The 25,007-nt window shown below is 75.9% G+C and carries 1 protein-coding gene (running past one end of the window); it reads right to left on the bottom strand.

Annotated elements, in window-relative coordinates:
- Positions 1–25,007 carry the 5' portion of a type I polyketide synthase gene (locus BJ971_RS10005; protein WP_221478768.1) on the bottom strand. 2,017 nt of this gene lie to the left of the window's left edge, so only the first 25,007 of its 27,024 coding nucleotides appear in the window; it begins with the start codon at positions 25,005–25,007; its stop codon lies beyond the left edge, outside the window.

Below are 25,007 nucleotides of genomic sequence, written 5' to 3'. Positions count from 1 at the left end.
TCGTTCTGCACGACCGACCAGAACTCGGCGTCCGCCGCGTCGACCGTCTTCGCCGCCGGGCGCGGCTCGGGCCAGAACCGCCGGCGCTGGAAGGCGTAGGTGGGCGCGTCGGCGCGGCGGGTGGCGGTGCCCGCGAAGAACGCCTGCCAGTCCGGCGTGGTGCCGGCGGCGTGCAGCCGGGCCAGGGCGTGCACCAGGGCGGCCTCGTCGCCGCGGTCCTTGCGGAGCACCGGCACGATGACCGCGTCCGGCGCACTGTCCCGGGCCATCGCGCTGAGCACGCTGTCCGGGCCGATCTCGACGAACGTGGTGACGCCGAGCGAGGTCAGTGCGCCGACCGCGGCGGAGAAGCGCACCGTCTCGCGGACGTGCCGGACCCAGTACGCCGGGTCGGCGACGAGAGCGGCGTCGGCCACGTCGCCGGCCAGGCCGGAGACGAGCGGAATCGCCGGTGCGGCGTACGACACGGTGGCGGCGACCCGGCCGAACTCCTCGAGCATGGCGTCCATATGAGCCGAGTGAAATGCATGACTGACCCGCAAATGCCTAGTCTTGCGCCCGTCGGCGGAGAATCCGGCCGCGATCGCGTCCACCTCGGCGGCGTCACCGGCGATGACGACGGCGCCGGGGCCGTTGACCGCGGCGATCGCCACGCCCGGGGTGAGCCGGGCGGTGACCTCCCGCTCGGTCGCCTCGAGGGCCGCCATCGCCCCACCCGGTGGCAGGGCCTGCATGAGCCGGGCCCGGGCCGAGACCAGCCGCACCGCGTCGTCCAGGGAGAAGACGCCGGCCACGTGCGCGGCGGCCAACTCGCCGATCGAGTGCCCGGCGAGGTGGTCCGGCCGTACGCCAAGGGACTCGACCAGGCGGAACAGCGCCACCTCGACGGCGAACAGAGCGGGCTGGGTCCAGCCGGTCTCGTCCAGGATCTGCGCGTCGTCGCCCCAGACCACGTCGCGCAACCCGTCGAAGTGCGCGCAGACCGCGTCGAACGCCTCGGCGAAGACCGGGAACCGCCGGTACAGCTCGCGGCCCATGCCGAGGCGCTGCGCGCCCTGCCCGGAGAACAGGAACGCGGTGCCGCCGGGCCTGGCGGTGCCGCGCACGACGCGGGCGGACGGCGTGCCGTCGATCAGCGCGGCCAGGCCGTCGCGCAACTCGCCGGCGGTGGCGGCGAGGACGACGGCGCGGTGCTCGAAGTGCGTGCGGGCGCTGAGCGTGCGGGCGAGGTCGGCCGGCGCGATGCCGGTGTCGAGCAGTCGGCGGGCCTGGTCGGCGACGGCCTCACGACCGGGCGCGGAGATCGGCACCGCGACGACCGACGGCGTACCGCCCCCGGTCGTCTCCGGCTCCTCGCCGGGTTGCTCGAGGATGACGTGCGCGTTGGTGCCGCTGGCGCCGAACGCCGAGATGCCGGAGCGCCGCGGCCGGTCCACAACGGGCCAGGCCGTGGCCGCGGAAAGCAGCGACACCGCGCCCGCGGTCCAGTCGACGTGTGCCGAGGGGCGGTCCAGGTGGAGCGTCCTCGGCAGCGTGCCGTGCCGCATCGCCATGATCATCTTGATCACGCCGGCTACGCCGGACGCGGCCTGTGTGTGCCCGATGTTCGACTTCAGCGCGCCCAGCAGCAGCGGGGTCTCCCGGTCGCGGCCGTACGTGGCGAGCAGCGCCTGCGCCTCGATCGGATCGCCGAGCGAGGTGCCGGTGCCGTGCGCCTCTACCGCGTCCACGTCGGCGGCGCGCAGCCCCGCCTGAGCCAGCGCGCGCCGGATGACCCGCTGCTGCGACGGCCCGTTCGGTGCGGTGATCCCGTTGGAGGCGCCGTCGGAGTTGATCGCCGAGCCGCGCAGCACGGCCAGCACGGTGTGGCCGCGGTTCCTCGCGTCGGACAACCGCTCGACCACGAGCATGCCGACGCCCTCGGACCAGCCGGTGCCGCCCGCGGAGTCGGAGAACGCCCGGCAGCGGCCGTCGGCGGCGAGCGCGCCCATCTCGCCGAACTCGACGAAGCCCACCGGGGTCGACATCACGGTGACGCCGCCGGCCAGCGCGATCGAGCATTCGCCGGCCCGCAGCGCCTGCGCGGCCAGGTGCAGCGCGACCAGCGACGACGAGCAGGCGGTGTCCACGGTGACCGACGGCCCTTCCAGGCCGAGCGTGTATGAGACCCGGCCGGCGAGCAGGCTGGCCGACTGCGCCGTCTCGACATGTCCGACGTGGCCGAGGTCGGGGCGGTAGTCGCCGCTGCCGCCGCCGACGAAGACGCCGGCGTCGCCGCCGCGCAGCCCGGCCGGGTCGATGCCGGCCCGCTCCAGGGCCTCCCAGGACGCCTCGAGCAGGATCCGCTGCTGCGGGTCCAGGACGATCGCCTCGCGCGGCGAGATGCCGAAGAACTCCGGGTCGAAGTCGGCGACGTCGTAGAGGAATCCGCCGTTCCGGGTGACGCTGCGGCCCCGGCCGTCGGCGTCGCCGTGCGCGAGGCGGTCCAGGTCCCAGCCGCGGTCGGTCGGGAAGTCACCGATCGCGTCGACCTCGTCGAGCATCAGCCGCCACAGGTCCTCGGGCGAGCGGACCCCGCCCGGGTACCGGCAGGCCATGCCGACGACGACGATCGGGTCGCCGGCGACGCCCGGCGCCGGGGCCGCGATCACGTCGCCGGCGTCGCCGGCGAGCCCGGCGCGCAGAAACCCGGCCAGGGCCTGCGGTGTCGGGTAGTCGAAGACCAGCGTGGCGGGCAGAGCCAGGCCGGTCGCGGCGGCCAGCTGATTGCGCAGGTCCACCGCGGTCAGCGAGTCGAAGCCCAGGTCGCGGAACGGCTGGTTGGCCGGCACGGCGTCCGGGTCCGGGTGGCCGAGCACGGCGGCGGCCTCGGCGCGCACCAAGGCGAGCAGCCGCGCGGTGTCGAGCCTCGCGACCGCCGCCGCCCCGATCGCGGGCGCGGGCTTCGCCACCCGGGCCTCGGGCAGGTCGGCGAAGAGCCGCGCGGGCCGGGTACGGGTGAAGGCCGGCGCGAACCGCTCCCAGGCCACGTCCGCGACGGTGACCGACTTCCCGGCCGAGCGGGCGAGCGCGGTCAGCGCCTTGGCCGGGTCCATCGCCGGCAGGCCGTTGACGCGCAGATGCACGGCGAGGTCGTCCGAGCCGGGCCCGATCCAGGCGCCCCAGGACACCGCGATGGCGTGCGGGTGCCCGGCGGCGACCGCGTCGACGTAGGCGCTGGCGGCCGCCGGGCCGGGCTGGCCCGCGATGCCCCAGACACCGGCGATGGAGGCGAACAGGATGACCCTGTCCGCGGCGTGCAGGACGCCGTCGAGCTGGCCGCGCAGGGCGCCGACGACGGCGGCCGGGTCGTCGCCGCGGGCACCGCCCTCGGCCACGAAGAGCACGGCGTCCGGCGCGAGGCCGTCCAGCGAGGATGCGACGGTGAGCTCGACGCCCACCGCGGCCAGGTCGGCGCGCAGCGCCTCGTCGTCGCCCTCGCCGACGATGACGACGTGGTCCGCGCCGTGCGCGGCGAGCCACCGGGCGGTGGGCACGCCGAAACCGGACAGGCCGCCGGTGACCGCGACCGTGCCGGCCGGCTGCCACGCGGGTCCGTCGGCGGCATCGCGGACCAGGCGGCGGGCGTACACGCCCGAGGCGCGGACCGCGATCTGGTCCTCGTCACCGAGGACCAGCCGGGCCAGGGCCCGCTCGTCCAGGGTCTCGGGTAGGTCGATCAGGCCGCCCCAGGTGGCCGGGTGGTCCAGGGCGGTGACCCGGCCGACACCCCAGATCGCGGCCTGTCCGGGGTCGGCGGCCGGCTCGGAACGGCCGACCGAGACGCCGCCGCGGGTCACACACCAGAGCGGCGCGGTGACGCCGGCCTGGTCGAGCGCCGCGGCAAGCTCGTGCGGCCAGCCGGCCAGGACGGACACGACCTGGTCGTGGTCGCCGGCCGGCAGCGGCGCCCCCACGGTGACGACGTCGCCGCCGAGGGCCGCGGCGACCGCGGCGACCCAGGGGTCGTCGCCGGCGGGGACGATGACCAGCCGCCGACCGGGTGTCGCGGCCGGGGTGACCGGGCGCCAGGTGATCCGGTAGCGCCACGCCGGCTCGTCCTGGCGGTCCCGCCAGGCGGTCAGCGCGGCCAGGTCGCCGCCATCCACGGCGGCCCAGAACTCGGCGTCTGGGCCGGGCGGGGTGGCCGGGGCCGGCTCGGGCCAGTAGCGCTCGCGCTGGAACGCGTAGGTGGGCAGCGGAACGCGCCGCGCGCCCGCCCCGGCGAACAGCACCGGCCAGTCCACGCCGACGCCGGCCACGTGCAGCCGGGCCAGCGCGGTGACGAGCGCGGTCTCGTCGTCGCGGTCCCGCCGCAGCGTCGGCACCACCAGGTCGGTGTCGTGGCCGATCTGCGAGGCCAGCACGCTGTCCGGGCCGACCTCGACGAAGGCGTCGACGCCGAGCCCTCGCATGGCGTGCACCGCCTCGGCGAAGCGGACCGTCTCGCGGACGTGACGCACCCAGTACGCCGGTTCGGTGAACAGGTCGGTCTCGACCCGCCCGGTGACGCACGAGACGAGCGGCATGGCGGGCCGGTTCAGCGTCAGCCCCGCGACCACCTCGCCGAACTCGTCGAGCATCGGATCCATCAGCGCCGAATGGAACGCGTGGCTTACCGCGAGCCGCCTGGACCGCTCGAAACGCGACGCCAGCGCCAGGACCGGCTCCTCAAGGCCGGACAGCACCACGGCGTCCGGGCCGTTCACGGCCGCGATCGACACACCGTCGGTCACCACGACGTCCGACTCCGCGGCCTGCACCGCGACCATCGCACCGCCGGCGGGCAACGCCTGCATCAACCGCCCGCGCGCCGCGACCAACGCGCACGCGTCCTCCAGCGACAGGACCCCGGCGACATGCGCCGCCGCGATCTCACCCACCGAATGACCGCCCACGACCTCCGGGCGGACACCCCACGACTCCAGCAGCCGATAAAGGGCGACCTCGACCGCGAAGATGGCCGGCTGGGCGTTGCCGGTCTGGTCCAGGTCGTCCCAGTCGACGTCACCCAGGTGTTCGGTCACCGCGTCGAACGCCGCCGCGAACACCGGGAACCGCGCGTACAGGCCGCGGCCCATCCCGGCGCGCTGCGAACCCTGACCGGAGAAGAGGATGCCGACGGCGTGGTCGGCGGCGGTGCCTCGCACGACGGTGTCGCCGATCAGCACCGCCCGCCGGGCGAAGATGGCCCGGTCCAGCAGCGAGTACCCGACGTCCACCGGGGACAGGTCCGCCGCGGCCGCGCGGATCCGCTCGATCTGCGCCTCCAGCGCGGCGTCGCCGCGCCCGGAGACGAGCCACGGCACCCGCGCCGGCCTGACCGTCGCCGGCGACGCGGCGCCGATCGCGGCGCCCTGTTCCAGGATGAGGTGCGCGTTGGTGCCGCTGACCCCGAACGCGGAGACGCCGGCCCGGCGCGGGTGGCCGGCCTCGGGCCAGACGCGTGCCTGGTTGACCAGTTCGAGCGCACCGGAGGTCCAGTCGACGCGGCGGGAGGCGGTGTCCGCGTGCAGCGTCCTCGGCATGGTGCCGTGCCGCATCGCCATGACCATCTTGATGATCCCGGCCATGCCGGCGGCGGCCTGGGTGTGGCCCAGGTTGGACTTGACCGAGCCGAGCAGCAACGGCGCCCGCCGGTCCCGGCCGTACGCGGCGATCAGCGCGTTGGCCTCGATCGGGTCGCCGAGCGTGGTGCCGGTGCCGTGCGCCTCGACCGCGTCCACCTCGCCGGGTGCCAGGCGGGCGGCGGCCAGCGCGGCGCGGATGACCCGCTGCTGTGCGCGCCCGTTCGGGGCGGTGAGGCCGTTGGAGGCGCCGTCGGAGTTGACCGCGGTGCCGCGGACCACGCCGAGGATCTCGTGCCCGTGCCGGATCGCGTCGGAGCGGCGCTCCAGGACGATGACGCCGGCCCCCTCGGACCAGGCGGTGCCGTCGGCGCCGTCGCCGAACGCCTTGCAGCGGCCGTCGGGTGCGAGGCCGCCCTGCGCGCTGAACTCGATGAAGGCGTCCGGGCTGGACATCACCGACGCGCCGCCGGCCAGCGCCAGGGTGCACTCGCCGGCACGCAGCGCCTGCACCGCCAGGTGCACGGCGACCAGCGACGAGGAGCAGGCGGTGTCGACCGTGACGGCCGGCCCCTCCAGCCCGAGCGTGTAGGAGACCCGGCCGGACATCACGCTGGCGGTGTTGCCGGTGGCCACGTGACCCCGCACGTCGGCGGTGCCCCGGCGCAGCATCGTCAGGTAGTCCTGGCCATTGGTGCCGACGAAGACACCGGTTGCCGAGCCGCGCAGCCCGGTCGGGTCGATGCCGGCCCGCTCGAGCGCCTCCCAGCTGGTCTCCAGCAGCAGCCGCTGCTGCGGGTCCATGGCCAGGGCCTCGCGCGGCGAGATGCCGAAGAACGGCGCGTCGAACCGTCCGACCCCGTCCAGGAAGCCGCCCTCCGCGGTGGCGGACGCGCCGCGGGCGAGAGCGTCCAGATCCCAGCCGCGGTCTTCGGGGAAACCCGCGATGGCGTCGGCGCCGTCGGCGAGCAGCCGCCACAGGTCCTCGGGCGTCTCCACGCCGCCGGGGAACCGGCAGCCCATGCCGACGATGACGATTCCGTCGTCGGTGACGTCCACGGCGGCGGCCGCGGGCGCTTCGACGTCTGCGAACGTTCCGGACAGCCGGGCGAGCAGGTGGTCGGCCAGGTCCGTCGGGGTCGGATAGTCGAAGACCAGCGTGGCGGGCAGGGTCAGCCCGGTCGCGGCGGCCAGGCTGTTGCGCAGCTCCAGGATCGTCAGCGAGTCGAAGCCCAGGTCGGAGAAGGCCTGGTCGGTGCCGACACCGCTGCGGTCGGGGTGACCGAGCACCGCGGCCGCGCCGGCGCGTACCAGGTCGAGCACGAAGCGGGCCCGGGCCTGGTCGGAGAGGCCCGCCAGCCGGCCGCGCAGGTCGGCGCCGCCCGCGGGCGCGGCGGTCGCGGCCCGGCGGACCTCCGGCAGGTCGGCCAGCAGCGCGCCGGCGAAGATCGCCGCGTACCGCTGCCAGTCCACGTCGGCGACGGTGACGGCGACGTCCTCGCGCTCGACCGCCTGCTCGAGCGCCGCGACGGCCAGCCCGGGCGGCATCGGCGCGAATCCGCCGCGCCTGACCCGCTCCTCCACCTCGGCGCCGGCGGCCATGCCGGCCTCGGCCCACGGACCCCAGGCCACCGCGGTCGCCGGCAGACCGAGCGAGCGACGGTACGCGGCGAACGCGTCCAGCCAGGCGTTGGCGGCCGCGTAGTTGCCCTGCCCGGCCGCGCCGAGCACGCCGGCGGTCGACGAGAACAGCACGAACGCGGACGCCTCGGTGGCGAGCTCGTGCAGGTTGCGGGCGGCGTCGACCTTGGCGCGCCACACCGCGGCGAAGCGGTCCGGGGTGAGCGCGTCGACCACGCCGTCGTCCACCACGCCCGCGGTGTGGAAGACGCCGGTGACGGTGTGGCCGTCGAGGACGGCGGCCAGCGCGTCGCGGTCGGCCGCGTCGCACGCCACGATGGTCGCCCTCGGACCCAGCTCGGCGGCCAGCTCGGCGGCGCCCGGCGCCTGCGGGCCGCCGCGGCTGAGCAGCAGCAGGTGCTCGGCGCCGCGGGCGGCCAGGCGGCGGGCCACGTGTGCGCCGATGCCCCCGGTACCGCCGGTGATCAGCGTGGTGCCGCCGGTCAGGTCGAGCGGAACGGGCGCGGCCGCGCCGCCGGCCGGGGCGTGCACGAGCCGCCGGGCGTAGCTCGCGTGAGTCCGGACCGCCAGCTCGCCGCCGGCGAAGCTGAGCCGGCCGGCCGCCGCCGGGTCGAGGTCGATGAGGCCGCCCCAGCGATCCGGGTGTTCGAGCGCGACGACGCGGCCGAAGCCCTGGATCGCGGCCTGGTCCGGGTCCGGCGCCGGGTCGGAGTCCGTGACCGCGACGGCCCGGGTGGTGACGATCCAGAGCGGCGCGGCGATGCCGGCGTCGCCGAGCGCCTGTACGACCGCCGCCGTGGAGACCACGTCGCCGAGCAGCGAGACGACCCCGTTGACCTCGATGCCGGCCAGCCGCGCGGCGAGCGCGGCGCGGTCCGGGCTCGCGACGGTCACGGCGGTGGCGCCCAGCGCGGTGACCACCTCGCCGGTGTCGCCGGGCGCGACCAGTGCGAGCCACGGGCCGCCACGGCGCTCCGCGCCGGTGACCGGCGACCAGGCGATCCGGTAGCGCAGCCCGTTGAGGGTGGTCGCCTCCTCGCGGCGGCGCCGCCACGAGGTCAGCGTCTGCCGGGTGGGCTCGTCCAGGGGCACCTCGCCGTTCTCCACGGCGGCCCAGAACTCGGCGTCGACGGTGACCGCCAGGTCCGCGGGCTCGGGCCAGAACCGCTGCCGCTGGAACGGATAGGTCGGCAGGTCCACCCGGGCGGTGACCGCGGGGAAGACGGCGTCCCAGTGCACGTCCGCGCCGCGGGCATGCACCCGGGCCAGGGCGGCGAAGAGGGCGGTGACCTCGCCGGTGTCGCGGCGCAGCGCCGGCACGCAGACCAGGCTGTCGCCGGCCGCACCGCTGAGCGTGGCGTCCGGGCCGATCTCCAGGGCGGTGCCGGTGCCGTCGGCGGCCAGCCATGCCACGGCGTCGGCGAACCGGACGGTGGCGCGAACCTGGTCCACCCAGTAGCCGGCAGAGGCAACGCGCTCGGCCGGCACCGGCTCGCCGGTGACCGTGGAGACCAGCGGGATCAGCGGCGAGGTGTAGGTGACCGATTCCGCCACCTCGGCGAAGGCCGCCAGCATCGGGTCCATGTGCGCGGAGTGGAACGCGTGGCTGACGGCGAGCCGCCGGGCCCGGGCGAACCGGGACGCGACCGCGGAGACCGGCCCGTCGTCGCCGGAGAGCACCAGCGAGCGCGGGCCGTTGACGGCCGCGATCGAGACGCCGTCGGTGAGCAGCGGCGTGACCTCGTCCTCGGTCGCCTCCACGGCGATCATCACGCCGCCGGCGGGAAGCTCCGACATGAGCCGGCCGCGGGCCGCGACGAGGGCGCAGGCGTCCGGCACCGACAGCACGCCGGCGGCCACGGCCGCCGCGTACTCGCCGATCGAGTGGCCCGCGACCCGGTCCGGGGTGAGCCCCCACGACTCGACCAGGCGGAACAGCGCCGTCTCCAGCGCGAACAGCGCCGGCTGGGTCCAGCGGGTGTCGTCGAGCAGGGCCGCGTCGGCGCTGCCCGGCTCGGCGGTCAGCAGCTCGCCGAGCGGCCGGTCGAGCAGCTGGTCGAAGTGGGTGAGCACCTCGTCGAGGGCCTGCGCGTAGACGGGGAAGCGGCGGTACAGCGCGTGGCCCATGCGGGCGCGCTGGCTGCCCTGCCCGGTGAACAGGAAGGCCAGGCCGCCGCGCGCCGGCGCGTCGGTGATCAGGGACGGGTCGGCCAGCCCGTCGCGCAGCGCGTCCAGGGCGCGCGCCACCTGGTCGCGGTCGTCGCCGAGCACCGCGGCGCGGTGCCGCAGGGCGGCCCGGGAGGTGGCGAGCGCGGCGGCCAGGTCGGCCAGCGGCAGCTCCGGGCGCTCGTCCAGCACCGACCGCAGCCGGGCGGCCTGCGCACGGAGCGCGGTCTGCGTGCCGCCGGAGAGCACGATCGGCCCGCCCTGAGCCCCCGGCGGGACCGGGGTGACGGCCGGGGCCTGCTCCAGCACGAGGTGCACGTTGGTGCCGCTGAGACCGAACGACGAGACACCGGCCCGGCGCGGGCGGCCCACCTCGGGCCACGCGGTGGTCTCGGTGGCCAGCTCGATCGCGCCGGGCACCCAGTCGACGTGCGACGAGGGCCGGTCGACGTGCAGGGTCGCCGGCACGGTGCCGTGCTGCAGCGCGAGCACCATCTTGATGACGCTGGCGACGCCGGAGGCCATCTGGGTGTGGCCGATGTTCGACTTGACCGAGCCGAGCAGCAGCGGGCGGGTGCGCTTCGCGCCGTACGTGGCGAGCAGCGCCTGCGCCTCGATCGGGTCGCCCAGCCTGGTGCCGGTGCCGTGCCCGTCCACCACGTCGACCTCGTCGGCGTCGACGCCCGAGCCGGCCAGGGCCGCCCGGATGACGCGCTGCTGCGAGGGGCCGTTGGGTGCGGTCAGGCCGTTGGACGCGCCGTCGGAGTTGACCGCCGACCCGCGGATGACAGCAAGGACGGCGTGCCCGTTGCGCTGGGCGTCGGAGAGCCGTTCGACGAGCACCAGGCCGACGCCCTCGGCGAGGCTCATGCCGTCGGCCGCCTCCGAGTACGCCTTGCAGCGCCCGTCCACCGCCATCGCGCGCTGGCGGCTGAAGCCGACGAACGCGCTGGGCGTTGCCATCACGCTGACGCCGCCGGCCAGGGCCAGGTCGCTCTCGCCGTTGCGCAGCGATTGGCAGGCCAGGTGCAGCGCGACCAGCGACGAGGAGCAGGCGGTGTCGAGCGTGACCGCCGGTCCTTCGAGGCCGTAGTGGTAGGCCAGCCGGCCGGACAGCACGCTGGAGATGGTGCCGGTGACCAGGTGGCCCTCGGCGCCGTCCTGCACCGCGGTGCCGGCGCTGTAGTCCTGGTAGCTGGCGCCGATGAAGGTGCCGGTCCGGCTGCCGCGCAGGGTGGACGGCCGGATCCCGGCGCGTTCCAGCGTCTCCCAGCTCGTCTCGAGCAGCAGCCGCTGCTGCGGGTCCATGGCCAGCGCCTCGCGCGGCGAGATGCCGAAGAATCCGGCGTCGAAATCGGCCACGTCGCGCAGGAAGCCGCCGCGGATCGAGTAGGTCTTGCCAGAGCGGTCCGGGTCCGGGTCGTACAGGCCGTCGGTGTCCCAGCCGCGGTCGTCCGGGAATTCGCTGATCGCGTCGCCGCCGCTGAGCATCAGGTCCCAGAGGTCCTGTGGCGACGCGACGCCACCGGGGTAGCGGCAGCCCATGCCGACGATGGCGATCGGCTCGTCGGTGCCGGCCGCGGCGGTCGCCGTGGCCGTCGCTGCGGCCGTACCGACGAGCTCGCCGCGGAGGAAGTCGACCAGGCCGCGCGGGTTCGGGTAGTCGAAGACCAGCGTGCTGGGCAGCGACAGGCCGGTCCTCGCGACCAGGCGGTTGCGCAGGTCCACGGCGGTCAGCGACTCGAAGCCGACATCGCGGAACGCCTTGTGCTCGGACAGCGACTCGGAGGAGGCGTGGCCGAGCGCGGCGGCGGCCTCGCCGCGTACCAGGTCGAGCAGCACGCGGTCCCGCTCGGCCGCGGGCAGCGCGCGGATCCGGGCGGCGAAGCCGCCGTCGGATGCCGGCGCCTCACGCTCCAGCGCGGCGACCTCCGGCACCTCCTCGAAGAGGGTGGTGGGCCGCGACGAGGTGAAGACCGGGTGGTAGAGCTTCCAGTCCACGTCGGCGACGGTGACGACGGTGTCGTCGGACTCCATGGCCTGCGCCAGGCCGGCCAGGGCGAGCGCCGGGTCCATGAAGACCAGGCCGCTGCGCCGGATCATCGACGGGTCGACCCGGCCCAGCAACACGTCGTCGGACCAGATGCCCCAGGAGATCGAGGTGGCCCGGGCACCCCGGGCGCGGCGCTGCTCGGCGAGCGCGTTCAGGTAGGCGTTAGCGGCGACGTACGCGGCGTGCTGCCCGCTGCCCCACATGCCGGCGGTGGACGAGAAGAGCACGAAGTCGTCCAGGTCGTCGCCGAGCAGCTCGTCGAGCAGCCGGGCCCCGCCCACCTTGGCGTGCATGACCCGGTCGAACGCCTCCAGGCTCGTCGCCTCGATGGCGGCCAGCTCGATGACGGCGGCGGTGTGCACGACGGTGCGCACCGCGGCGCCCTCGGCGGCCAGCCGGTCGATCAGCCCGGACAGCGCCTCCCGGTCCGTGACGTCGCAGGCGACCGCCTCGGCGACCCCGCCGAGCGACTCGATGAGCTCGGCCGCGCCGGGCGCCTCGCCGCCGCGACGGCTGATCAGGACGATCCGCTCCGCGCCGCGGTCCGCGAGCCACCGCGCCAGGTGCGGGGCGAGCGTCCCGGTGCCGCCCGTGACCAGGACCGTGCCGGTCGGCGCCCACTGCCGCTTCCGCTCGGCGGGGGCTCGCCGGATGCGCCGGGCCAGCACGCCCGCGGACCGGATCGCGACCTGGTCCTCGCCGGTGGCACCGGTCAGGATCGCGGCGAGTCGCTCCCCCGCCCGCCGGTCCAGCTCGGCCGGCAGGTCGATGACGCCGCCGACGCGCTGCGGGTGTTCCAGCGCGGCGGTCCAGGCCAGGCCGGCGATCTGCGCCTGTACCGGGTTGGTGATCCGGTCCGCGCGACCGCTCATGACCGCTCCACGGGTGAGGAACCAGAGCGGCACGTCGTGACCGGCCTGTACCAGCTCGATGCTGCGGGCCAGGCCCTCGGTCAGGCCCGGGTGGCGCGCGGTGAGCCGTTCCTCGGCGGCGAGCACCGACACCACCCCGGCGAGCTCGTGCCCGCCGGCCTCGTGCACGACGGTGGCGCCGTGCGCGGCGAGCGCGGCGGCCACCTCGGCGTCGTCACCGACCAGCAGCCAGGTGCCGGCGAGTTCGCCGGGCGGCAGCGAGGCGAGCGGCTTCCAGCCGGACCGGTAGCGCCACCGGTCGATGGTGGAGCTGTCCTGGCGGCGCCGGCGCCACCGGGCCAGGGCGGGCAGCACCGGGGTGAGCGCGGCAGCGTCCAGCTCGAGGCCGGCGGCGAGGGCGTCGGTGTCGCCGCCCTCCACCGCGGTCCAGAACGCGTCGTCGGCCGGTCCGGCGCCGTCGGGCTGCCGCGGCGCCCGGATCGCCCAGAGGAACTCGTCGGCGAAGGCGTACGTGGGCAGCGGGATCCGCCGCGCGCCGGTGTCCGCGAACACCGGCCGCAGGTCCACCCGGACGCCGCGGACGAACGCCTCGGCCAGTGAAGTGAGGAAGCGGTCGGACCCGCCTCTGCCGCGGCGCAGCGTGCCGACCACCGCGGCCGGGACGCCGGCCTGCTCGGCGACCGCCTGCACGCCCATGGTGAGCACCGGGTGTGGGCTGCACTCGACGAAGACTCGGTGGTCCTCGTCCACCAGGCCGGCGATGGCCGGTGCGAACCGTACGGTGTGCCGCAGGTTGCGGAACCAGTAGTCGGCGTCCAGCCCGGCGGTGTCCTGCCACGCACCGGTGAGCGTGGAGTAGAACGGCACCGCCGAGGTCCGCGGCCGGATCGGGGCGAGCGTCTCGAGGATCCGCTCGCGGAGCAGGTCGACCGAGTCGGAGTGCGAGGCGTAGTCCACGGCGATCCGGCGTACCCGGACGTCCTCGGCGGTCAGCCGTCCGGCCAGCTCGTCGAGCGGCCCGACCGGTCCGCAGACGACGACGGCGCCGGGCCCGTTGATCGCGGCGAGGGACAGACCGGTCCCCTCGATGCGGCGCGCGGCGTCCTCCGCGGACAGCGCGACGGACATCATCGCGCCGGTGCCCGCGAGGGTGGCGCCGATGGCCTGGCTGCGCAGGGCGACGACGCGGGCGCCGTCGGACAGGGACAGTGCGCCGGCCACGGTCGCCGCGGCGATCTCACCCTGCGAGTGGCCGACCACCGCGTCGGGGCGTACGCCGTGCGCCTGCCACATCGCGGCGAGCGACACCATGACCGCGAACGACGCGGGCTGCACCACGTCGACACGGTCCAGGCAGGGCGCGCCGTCGGCCTGGCGGAGCACGTCGACCAGGTTCCAGTCGCAGAACTCGCTGAGCGCGGCGGCGCACTCGCCGAGGCGCTCGGCGAAGTCCGGCGACTCGTCGAGCAGCCGCGCGCCCATGCCGGCCCACTGGGAGCCCTGCCCGGGGAAGACGAAGACGACCTTGCCGTCCACGTCGGCGGTGCCGGTGACCACGTTGCCGGCGGACCGCCCGCCGGCCAGCGTGGCCGCGCCGGCCAGCAGTTCGTCCGCGCTCGCGCCGACGACGACGGCGCGCTGCTCGAACAGCGCCCGGTCGGTCAGCAGCGAGAAGCCGACGTCGAGCGGGTCGGCGCCGGCGAGCCCGGCCAGGTTGGCGGCCTGCCCGGCGAGCGCGGCCGGCGTACGGGCGGACAGCACCCACGGCAGCGGCCCGTCGTGTTCCGGCCGCGGCGGCAGCGGGGCCGGATCGGGTGCCTGCTCGATGATGGCGTGCGCGTTGGTGCCGCTGATGCCGAACGAGGACACCGCGCCGCGGCGGATCCGCTCGGGCGACGGGTGCCAGCCGGCCGGCTCGTGCAGCAGGCTGATCGTGCCGGACGTCCAGTCGACGTGCGTGGACGGCTGCTCCGCGTGCAGGGTGCGGGGCAGCGAGCCGTGCCGCAGGGCCAGCACCATCTTGATGATCCCGGCGACGCCGGCCGCGGACTGGGTGTGCCCGATGTTCGACTTCACCGAGCCGAGCAGCAGCGGCCGCCCCGGGTCGCGGTCGCGGCCGTACGTGGCCTGCAGCGCCTGCACCTCGATCGGGTCGCCCAGCGCGGTACCCGTGCCGTGCGCCTCGACCACGTCGATGTCCGCGGTGCCGAGGCGCGCGTTGCTCAGCGCCTGCCGGATGACCCGCTGCTGTGCGGGGCCGTTCGGGGCGGTCAGGCCGTTGGAGGCACCGTCCTGATTGATCGCGCTGCCGCGGACGACCGCCAGGATCGGGTGGCCGTTGCGCTGCGCGTCGGAGAGGCGCTCGACGACGACCACGCCGACGCCCTCGGCCAGGGTCATGCCGTCCGCGTCGTCGGAGAACGCCTTGCACCGCCCGTCGGCGGCGAGCGCCCGCTGCCGGCTGAACGCGATGAACGGGTTCGGGTTGGTCATCACGGTGGCACCGCCGGCCAGTGCCAGGTCGGTCTCGCCGTTGCGCAGCGACTGGCAGGCCAGGTGCAGCGCGACCATGGACGAGGAGCAGGCGGTGTCGACGGTGACCGCGGGCCCCTCCAGCCCGAAGAGGTAGGCGAGCCGGCCGGAGAGCACGCTCGGGCTGGTGCCGGTGACGGCGTGCCCGGCGGCGTCGGTGTCCAGGCCGAGGCCGTACTCCTGGTAGGTGGATCCGATGAAGGTGCCGGTGCGGCTGCCGTGCACGTCGGCCGGGTCGATACCGGCGTACTCGAACGCCTCCCAGGTGGTCTCCAGCAGCAGCCGCTGCTGCGGCTCCATCGACAGCGCCTCGCGCGGGGAGATGCCGAAGAAGCCGGGGTCGAACCGGCCCGCCTCGTGCAGGAAGCCACCCCTGGTGGAGTACGTGGTGCCGGCGTGGTCGGGCTCCGGATCGTAGAGGTTCTCGGTGTCCCAGCCGCGGTTGACGGGGAACTCGCTGATCGCGTCGGCGCCCTCGGCGATCAGCTGCCAGAACTGCTCGGGTGTTCGCACGCCGCCGGGGAACCGGCACGCCATGCCGACGATGGCGATCGGCTCGCTGTAGCGGGCCGCGCCGACGCTCACGGCGCCGGCCGGGCCGCCGTCGGTGCCGAGGAGCTCGCCGCGCAGGAGCTCTGCCACGGCGACCGGTGTCGGGTAGTCGAAGGCCAGCGTGCTGGGCAGGGCCAGCCCGGTGCGCGCGACCAGGCGCTTGCGCAGTTCGACCGCGGTCAGCGAGTCGAGGCCGGCGTCGCGGAAGGCGCGGCGCTCGGCCACCTGTTCGGCGGACGGGTGGCCCAGCACGGTGGCCGCCTCGGTGCGCACGAGTTCGACGAGCAGCCGGGTCTGCTCCTCGTCGCCAAGGCCGCGCAGCCGCTCGCCGAGCGCCGAGACCGCGCCGGGCGACTTCTCCTCGGCCGCGTAGAGGGCCTGCACCTCGGGCAGTTCGTCGAACATCCGGCTGGACCGGGCCGCTGTGAAGATCGGGTGGTACGTGGTCCAGTCCACGTCGGCGACGACGACCGTCACGTCCTGTTGCTGCACCGCGCGGCGCAGCTCGGCGACGGCCGAGTCGGGGCGCAGGAAGTTCAGGCCGCTCCGGCTCAGGCTGTCGGACATGGCCTGGTGGGTGGCCATGCCGGCGTCCCCCCACGGTCCCCAGGCGACCGAGGTGGCGGTGAGACCGCGGGCGCGGCGCTGCTGTGCGAGGGCGTCCAGGTAAGCGTTGGCGGCGCCGTACGCGCTCTGCCCCGCGCTGCCCCAGACCCCGGCGATCGACGACACCAGCACGAAGAAGTCGAGCTGGTGCCCGTCGAGAAGGCTGTCGAGGTGCGCGGCGCCCGCCATCTTGGCGGCGGTCGTCGCGGCTACCGCCGCAAGCGGCGTCCCGGTGAGCGGCCCGGCCTGGCCGATGCCGGCGGCGTGTACCACGCCGGTCGGCGGGTACTCGGCGATCACCGCGGCGAGCGCGTCACGGTCCCCGGTGTCGCAGGCGAGCACGGTGACGCGCGGCCCCATCGCCTCCAGTTCGGCGGCCAGTTCGGCCGCGCCGGGCGCGTCCGGGCCGCGGCGGCCGGTGAGCACCAGATGTTCCGCGCCCGCGGCGGCGAGCCAGCGGGCGACGGCCGCGCCGAGCGCGCCGGTGCCGCCGGTGATCAGCACCGTCCCGGAGGCGGTGAACGCGTCCGCGGCGGGCGCCGAGGCGATCGGGTGGCGCTCCAGGCGGGCGGCGTGCAGGCCGGTGTCCCGGATCGCCAGCTGGTCCTCGCCGCCGCGCGCGGCCAGGACGCCGGCCAGCAGCCGCACCGCCGGGGCGTCGAGGACCGCGGGCAGGTCGAGCAGGCCGCTGGCCGGTGTCGGCCGCTCGAGGGCGGCGGCCCGGCCGAAGCCCCAGGCGGCAGCCTGTGCCGGGTTCTCGAGCGGGTCGGCGGGCCCGGTGGAGACGGCGCCGCGGGTGAGGGTCCAGACCGGCACGCCCCAGGTGACGTCGGCGAGCGCCTGTGCCAGGGTGACCACCCCGGCCAGCCCCTCGGGAAGTCCGGCGGCGGCCGCCGGCCGATCGGCCAGGGCGAGCAGGGACAGCAGCCCGGCGGCGTCGCGGTGCTCTTCGAGCGCGGCGGCGACGGCGACCCGGTCGAGCCCGGTCACGTCGAGGGTTTCGAGGCGTGCGCCGTGACCGCGCAGCGCGCCGGTGATCGCGGTGGCGTCGACGTCGCGGGCGGTGACGATCAGCCAGGTGCCGTCGAGCACCGGCGCGGCCGCGGCGCGCACCGGCTTCCACCGCACCCGGTAACGGACGGTGTCCAGGGCCGCGTTCTCGGCGCGCTGCCGGCGCCACGAGGACAGGGCGGGCAGCAGCGCGTACAGCGAGGCGTGCTGCTCGTCGCGCAGGCCGAGCAGGGCGGCCAGGCCGTTGCCGTCGCCGCTCTCCACCGCGTCCCAGAGCGCGGCGTCGGCCGGGTCGGCGGCGGCCGCGGCGGCGCCCGGCGCGACCGTGTCGGGCCAGTAGAGCTCGTTCTGGAAGGCATAGGTCGGCAGGTCGATCCGGCGTGCGGAGGTGCCGAAGTAGGCGGCCCAGTCCACGGCGACGCCGCGCACGTGCAGCCGGCCGAGTGCGGCGGTGACGGCACGCACCTCGTCGCGGTCGCCGCGCAGGCCCGGCACGGCTTCGGCTTCGAGGACGCCCTCGGCCAGCGCGGCGAGCACGCCGTCGGGGCCGGCCTCGACGAGGACGCCGGCGCCGGCGGCGGCGAGACCGTCGGCGAAGCGGACCGCCTCGCGGACCTGCCGCACCCAGTACGCCGGGTCGCCGAACAGGTCGGTCTCCACCCGCCCGGTGACGCCGGAGACGAGCGTGATCCGCGGGGCGTTGAGGGTGAGCCCGGCGACGACCTGCGCGAAGTCGCCCAGCATCGGGTCCATGCGGTGCGAATGGAACGCGTGGCTGACCGCGAGCCGCTTGGTCCGGCGCTCGCCCAGGCCGGCCACCACCGCCGCGACGGCGTCCTCGTCGCCGGACAGGACCACCGACGACGGCCCGTTGACCGCGGCGATCGAGACGCCGCCGGACAGCAACGCCTCGACCTCGACCTCGGTCGCCTCGACCGCGACCATCGCGCCGCCGCCGGACAGGGCCTGCATCAGCCGGCCCCGGGCGGCGACCAGCGTCGCCGCGTCGGCCAGCGAGAACACCCCGGCAACGTGGGCCGCGGCGACCTCACCGATCGAGTGTCCGATCAGCACGTCCGGGCGTACGCCGAGCGAGCGCAGCAGCCGGAACAGCGCCACCTCGAGGGTGAACAGCGCGGGCTGGGTCCAGCCGGTCCGGTCCAGGGCCTCCGCGTCGTCGCCCCAGACCACCTCGCGCAGCCCGTCGAAGTGCGCACACACCTCGTCGAACGCCTCGGCGAACACCGGGAACCGCCGGTGCAGCTCCCGGCCCATACCCAGGCGCTGCGCGCCCTGCCCGGTGAACAGCACGGCGAGCCTGCCGCGCCCGTGGGTGGCGCCGGTGACCAGGCCGGCGGCGGGCTGGTCGGCGGCGAGCGCGGCCAGCCCGCGCAGCAGCTCGTCGCGGCCGCCGACGAGCACGGCCCGCTGCTCGAACGCGGACCGGGTGGTGGACAGCGACAGGCCGACGTCGGCGGTGTGCTGATCGGCGAGGAAGGCGCGCAGCCGGGCGGCCTGGTCGCGCAGGGCGGCGCGGGTGCGGCCGGACAGCGGCCAGGCGACCGGTCCGGCGTCCTCCCGGTGCTCGGCGGCCGGGGCCGCCGGGGCCTGCTCGAGGATCAGGTGTGCGTTGGTTCCGGAGATGCCGAAGGACGACACCGCGGCGCGCCGGGGCCGGCCGGTCGCCGGCCACGCGCTGCGGCCGGCGGCCGGTTGCACCGCGCCGGCCGACCAGTCCACCTGCGACGACGGGCGGTCGGCGTGCAGGCTGCGCGGCACGCTGCCGTGGCGCATCGCCATGACCATCTTGATGATCCCGGCGACGCCGGCGGCGGCCTGGGTGTGGCCGATGTTCGACTTCACCGAGCCGAGCAGCAGCGGACGTTCCTCGGCGCGATCCTGCCCGTACGTGGCGAGCAGCGCCTGCGCCTCGATCGGGTCGCCGAGCCGGGTACCGGTGCCGTGCGCCTCGACCACGTCGACGTCGCAGGTGCCGAGGCCGGCGCTGGACAGCGCCGCACGGATGACCCGCTGCTGGGAGGGGCCGTTCGGTGCGGTCAGCCCGTTCGAGGCGCCATCGCTGTTCACCGCCGAGCCGCGCACCACGGCGAGCACGGTGTGCCCGTTGCGCCGGGCCTCGGAGAGCCGCTCGAGCACGACCACGCCGACGCCCTCGGACCAGCCGACCCCGTCCGCCGCGTCGGAGAACGCCTTGCAGCGCCCGTCCGGGGACAGGCCACGCTGGCGGGAGAACTCGATCAGCGAGGTGGGCGTCGACATGACGGTGACGCCGCCGGCCAGTGCGAGGGTGCATTCGCCGGCCTGGAGGGCGTGCATGGCCCAGTGCAGTGCGACCAACGACGAGGAGCAGGCGGTGTCGACCGAGACGGCCGGGCCCGTAAGGCCCAGGGCGTACGCCACGCGGCCGGAGGCGATGCTGGCCGAGGTGCCGCTGCCCTGGAAGCCCTCGAACTCCCGCCCGGTCAGGAAGGCCGAGTAGTCGTTGTACATGATGCCGGCGAACACGCCGGTACGGCTGCCGCGCAGCGTCACCGGGTCGATCCCGGCCCGCTCGAGCGCCTCCCAGGAGGCCTGCAGGAGCAGCCGCTGCTGCGCGTCGGTGGCCAGCGCCTCGCGCGGGCTCATGCCGAAGAACGCCGGGTCGAACTCGCCCGCGTCGTGCAGGAAGCCGCCGTACCGGGCGTACGTGGTGCCGAGGTGGTCGGGGTCCGGGTCGTAGAGGTGCTCGAGGTCCCAGCCGCGGTTGACCGGGAAGCCGGAGATGGCGTCGGTCTCCTCCTCGACGAGCCGCCACAGGTCCTCGGGCGAGCGGACGCCGCCCGGATAGCGGCAGCTCATGCCGACGATCACGATCGGGTCGTCGGAGGTGGAGGCGAGCGGCGCGGTCGGCGTGGCCGCCCGCGCCGAGCCCATCAGGGCCTCGAGCAGGTGCGCGGCGAGCACGGCCACGGTCGGATGGTCGAAGACCATGGTGGCGCTCAGGCGCAGGCCGGTCACCGTGGACAGCCGGTTGCGCAGTTCGACCGCGGTGAGCGAGTCGAAGCCCAGGTCGGTGAACGGGCGCGCCGGGTCGACGTCCTTCGGGTCGGCGTGGCCGAGCACGGCGGCGACCTGGGCGCGGACCAGCCCGCCCAGGGTTTCGCGGCGCTCGTCGTCGCCGAGGCGGGACAGCTGGTGCACCAGGCCGGCGGCGGCCTCGGTGCCGGAGACCGCGGAGCGGCGCGGCGAGCGGATCAGGCCGCGCAGGAACGCCGGCACCTCGCCGCGGGCGCGCAGCACCGGCAGGTCGAGCCGGACCGGGAGCAGCGTCGCCGCGTCGGCGGCCAGCGCGGCGTCGAGCAGGTCGAGTCCCTGCTCGACGGTGAGCGCCGGGGTGCCCGCGCGGGCGAGCCGGTCGAGGTCGGCGTCGGACAGCTCGCCGGTCATGCCGGACGTGGACGCCCACGGTCCCCAGCCCAGGGACAGCCCGGCCTTTCCTTCGGTACGGCGCAGCTCGGCGACCGCGTCTACGAAGGCGTTCGCGGCGGCGTAGTTCGCCTGTCCGGCCGCGCCGACGGTGCCGGAGAACGAGGAGAAGACCACGAAACCGGCGACGTCGGCGGCCGCGCGGTGCAGATTCCAGACGGCGTCCGCCTTGGGCCGCAGCACCACGTCCAGGCGCTGCGGGGTGAGCGACTCGATGACGCCGTCGTCCAGCACGCCGGCCGAGTGCACCACGGCGGTCAGGTCGGCGATGCCGCCGATCAGGGCCTCGACGGCGGCGGCGTCCGCGACGTCGCAGGCGGCCACGTCCGCGCGGGCGCCCGCGGCGGTCAGCTCGGCGACCAGTTCGGCCGCGCCGTCCGCGTCCGGGCCGCGGCGGCTGACCAGCAGCAGATTGCGCATGCCGCGGGCGACGAGGTGGCGGGCGACGACGGCGCCGAGGCCGCCGGTGCCGCCGGTGATCAGGACGGTGCCCTCCGGGTCCCAGGCCGGCCCGCCTGGTGCGGCGGCGGCCCGGGCCAGCCGGCCGCAGCGGATGTCGCCGCCGCGCAGGCTCAGCTGCGGCTCGTCGGAGCCGAGCGCGGCGAGCAGCCCGTCGGCGCCGCCGGCCGGGTCCAGGTCGACCAGGCCGAAGCGGCCGGGGTGCTCGGCCTGCGCGGAGCGGACCAGGCCGCGCACCGCGGCGGCGGCCGGATCGGTGTCCGCGCCGCGGGTGACGAAGACCAGCCGCCTGGTGTTCGAGGTGTCGGCGAGCCACGCCTGGATCCGCGTCAGGGCGGCCGCGGCGGCGGCGTGCGCGGCGGCGACCGGCTCGTCTCCGGTGACGACCTGGGTGAGCACGATCGCGGCGGTGTCGTCGACCGGCAGGCCGGGCGCGAGGCCGAAGGCGTCCGGTCCGGACAGCGCGACCGCCGGCGGCACGACCGAGGTGCCGCGCAGGGGAACCCAGTCGAGGCGGTAGAGCACATCGCGGCCGGAGGCGGCGCCCGCCGGCTCGCGCAGGGCCAGCGAGCCGATCGACATGACCGGCCTGCCGGCCGGGTCGGCGACGGCGATGGTGACGGCGCCGTCGCCGGCCGGGGAGAGCCGCACCCGGACCGCGGTGGCGCCGGAGGCGTGCAGGGTGACGTCCTGCCAGGCGAAGGGCACGCCGGCCAGGTCCATCAGCGAGGCGGCGTGCAGTACGGCGTCGAGCAGCGCGGGATGGATGCCGAACGCGTCCGCCGCGACGGACTCCGGCAGCGCCACCTCGGCGTACACGTCGTCGCCGTGCCGCCATGCGGCCCGCAGGCCGCGGAATGCCGGCCCGTAGGCGAATCCGGCGTCGGCCAACACCTCGTAGCGGCCGGTCAGGTCGATCGCCTCGGCGCCCTCCGGCGCGACCGCGTCCGTCTCGGTACGTAAGGCGCCCGCGGTGAGCGTGCCGGCCGCGTGCGGCGTCCACGGCTCGTCCTCGGCGCCCTCCGGCCGGGCGTAGACGTCGAGGGTGCGGCGGCCGGTCTCGTCCGGGCTACCCACCCACAACTGCACGTCGACGCCGCCGGTCGCGGGCAGCGCCAGCGGCGCGGCGAGGGTGAGGTCCTCGACCCGGTCGCAGCCGACCTCGTCGCCGGCCCGCACGGCCAGCTCGAGGAAGGCGGTGCCGGGCAGCAGCACGGTCCCTGCCACAGCATGGTCGGCGAGCCACGGGTGCGACCGCACGGCGAGCCTGCCGGTGAGCAGCAGGCCGTCGGAGTTGGCCAGGGACACGGCGGAGTCGAGCAGCGGGTGGTGCGCGGCGCCCAGTCCGGCCGCGGCGCCGCGGACACCCCTGGGCCAGTAGCGGCGGCGCTGGAACGCGTACGTCGGCAGGTCGGCGGGCGCGGTGCCGGTGCCGGTGAACCAGCCGTCCCAGCGCACCGGCACGCCGTTGACGTGCAGCTCGGCCAGCGCGGCGGTGAGGGTGGCGGTATCCGGGCGCCCGGCGCGCAGCGCGGCCGCGACGGTGGCCTCCTCGACGATCCCCCGGGTCATCGCGGCGAGTGTGCCGTCCGGGCCGAGCTCCAGGTACGCGGTGACGCCGTGTTCGCGCAGCCAGGTGACGCCGTCGGCGTACCGGACGGTGGCCCGGACCTGCCCGGCCCAGTAGTCGGCGGAGGTGAGCTGATCGACGGTGGCGAGCGCGCCGGTCACGGTGGAGACGATCGGCAGCGACGGCGCCTGCGCGGAGAGCCCGGCGACGACGGCGCGGAACTCTTCGAGCATGCCGTCCATGTGTGCGGAGTGGAACGCGTGGCTGACCGCGAGCCGCCTGCTGCGGCGCTCGCCCAGCCCGGCCACCACCGCCGCGACGGCGTCCTCGTCGCCGGACAGCACCACCGACGACGGCCCGTTCACCGCCGCGATCGAGACCCCGCCGGAAAGCCGCGGAACGACCTCGACCTCGGCTGCCTCGACCGCGACCATCGCGCCACCGCCGGGCAGGGCCTGCATCAGCCGGCCCCGGGCGGCGACCAGCGTCGCCGCGTCGGCCAGCGAGAACACCCCGGCAACGTGGGCCGCGGCGACCTCACCGATCGAGTGTCCGATGAGGTAGTCGGGGGCGATGCCCTGGTCGGCGGCGAGCCGGTAGAGGGCCACCTCGAGTGCGAACAGCGCGGGCTGCGCGTTGCCGGTCTGCTCGAGGGCGCCCGCGTCGTCGCCCCAGACCACCTCGCGCAGCCCGTCGAAGTGCGCACACACCTCGTCGAACGCCTCGGCGAACACCGGGAACCGCCGGTACAGCTCCCGGCCCATACCCAGGCGCTGCGCGCCCTGCCCGGTGAACAGCACGGCGAGCCTGCCGCGCCCGTGGGTGGCGCCGGTGACCAGGCCGGCGGCGGGCTGGTCGGCGGCGAGCGCGGCGAGCGCGGGGGCCGGGTCGGCGGCGGTGATGGCGGCCCGGTGTTCCAGGGCGGAGCGGGTCGTGGCCAGCGCCCGGGCGATCGCCACCGGGTCTCCGTCGCCGCGCAGGAAGTCGAGCAGCCGGGCGGCCTGCGCGCGCAGCGCGGCGGGACTGCGCCCGGAGACCAGCCAGGGCAGCTCGTCCGGCGTGACGGTGGCCGGCTCGGGCTCCGCCGCGGCGGGCGCCTCCTCGATGATGGCGTGCGCGTTGGTGCCGCTGAGCCCGAACGACGACACGCCGAAGCGGCGCGGCTCGTCGCCGCGCGGCCAGGACCGCTGCTCGGTGAGCAGCCGGACGGTGCCGGCGCTCCAGTCCACGTGGGAGGTCGGCGCGTCGACGTGCAGGGTCCGGGGCAGCACGTCGTGGCGCAGGGCCATGACCATCTTGATGATCCCGGCGACGCCGGCCGCGGCCTGGGTGTGGCTGATGTTCGACTTGACCGAGCCCAGCAGCAGCGGCCGCCGCGGGTCCCGGCCCCGGCCGTACGTGGCAAGCAGGGCCTGCGCCTCGACCGGGTCGCCGAGCGTGGTGCCGGTGCCGTGCGCCTCGACCGCGTCGACGTCGGCGGCGGAGAGGCGCGCGTTCAGCAGGGCGGACTCGATGACCCGCCGCTGAGACGGGCCGTTCGGCGCGGTCAGGCCGTTGGAGGCGCCGTCGGAGTTGACCGCCGAGCCGCGCAGCACGGCCAGGATCGTGCGGCCCTTGCGCCGGGCCTCGGAGAGCCGCTCGAGGACCAGCACGCCGGCGCCCTCGGACCAGCCGGTGCCGTCGGCCGAGTCGTCGAACGAGCGGCAGCGCCCGTCCACGGCGAGGCCGCCCTGGCGGGCCATCTCGACGAAGGTGGTGGGGCTGGACATGACGGTGACGCCGGCCGCTATCGCGGTGCCGCACTCGCCCTGCCGCAGCGACTGCGCGGCCAGGTGCAGGGCGACCAGCGAGGAGGAGCAGGCGGTGTCGACGGTGACGGTCGGCCCGATCGAGCCGAAGAAGTACGCCAGCCGTCCGGAGAGGACACTGGTCGCGTTCCCGGTCAGCACGAAGCCGCGCACGTCGTCCTCGGGCCCGACCCGGTAGTCCTGCGGCATGCCGCCGACGAAGACGCCGGTACGGCTGCCGCGGATCGACGCGGGTGGGATCCCGGCCCGCTCGAACGCCTCCCAGGACGTCTCCAGCAGCACCCGCTGCTGCGGGTCCATGGAGAGCGCCTCGCGCGGCGAGATGCCGAAGAAGTCGGCGTCGAAGTCCGGGGCGTCGTGCAGGAAGCCGCCGGCCACGGAGGCCTCGGCGAGTTCGCCGCCCAGGTCCCAGCCACGGTCCGCGGGGAAGCCCGAGAGGCCGTCCTCGCCCGCCAGCACCATCCGCCAGAGCGCCTCGGGGCTGTCCACGCCGCCGGGATAGCGGCACGCCATGCCGACGATGGCGATCGGCTCGCCGGCCGTGGCCTCCAGCTCGCTCACCCGCAGGCGGGACCGCTGCAGATCCGCGGTCGCGCGCTTGAGGTACTCCCTGAGCTTCTGTTCCCTGTCCACGGCGCCCGTCAT

This window comes from Amorphoplanes digitatis (genome assembly GCF_014205335.1).
Taxonomy (GTDB): Bacteria; Actinomycetota; Actinomycetes; order Mycobacteriales; family Micromonosporaceae; genus Actinoplanes; species Actinoplanes digitatus.
The sequence above is the reverse complement of the archived record's forward strand: the minus strand, read 5'-3'. Positions and strand labels throughout refer to the sequence as shown.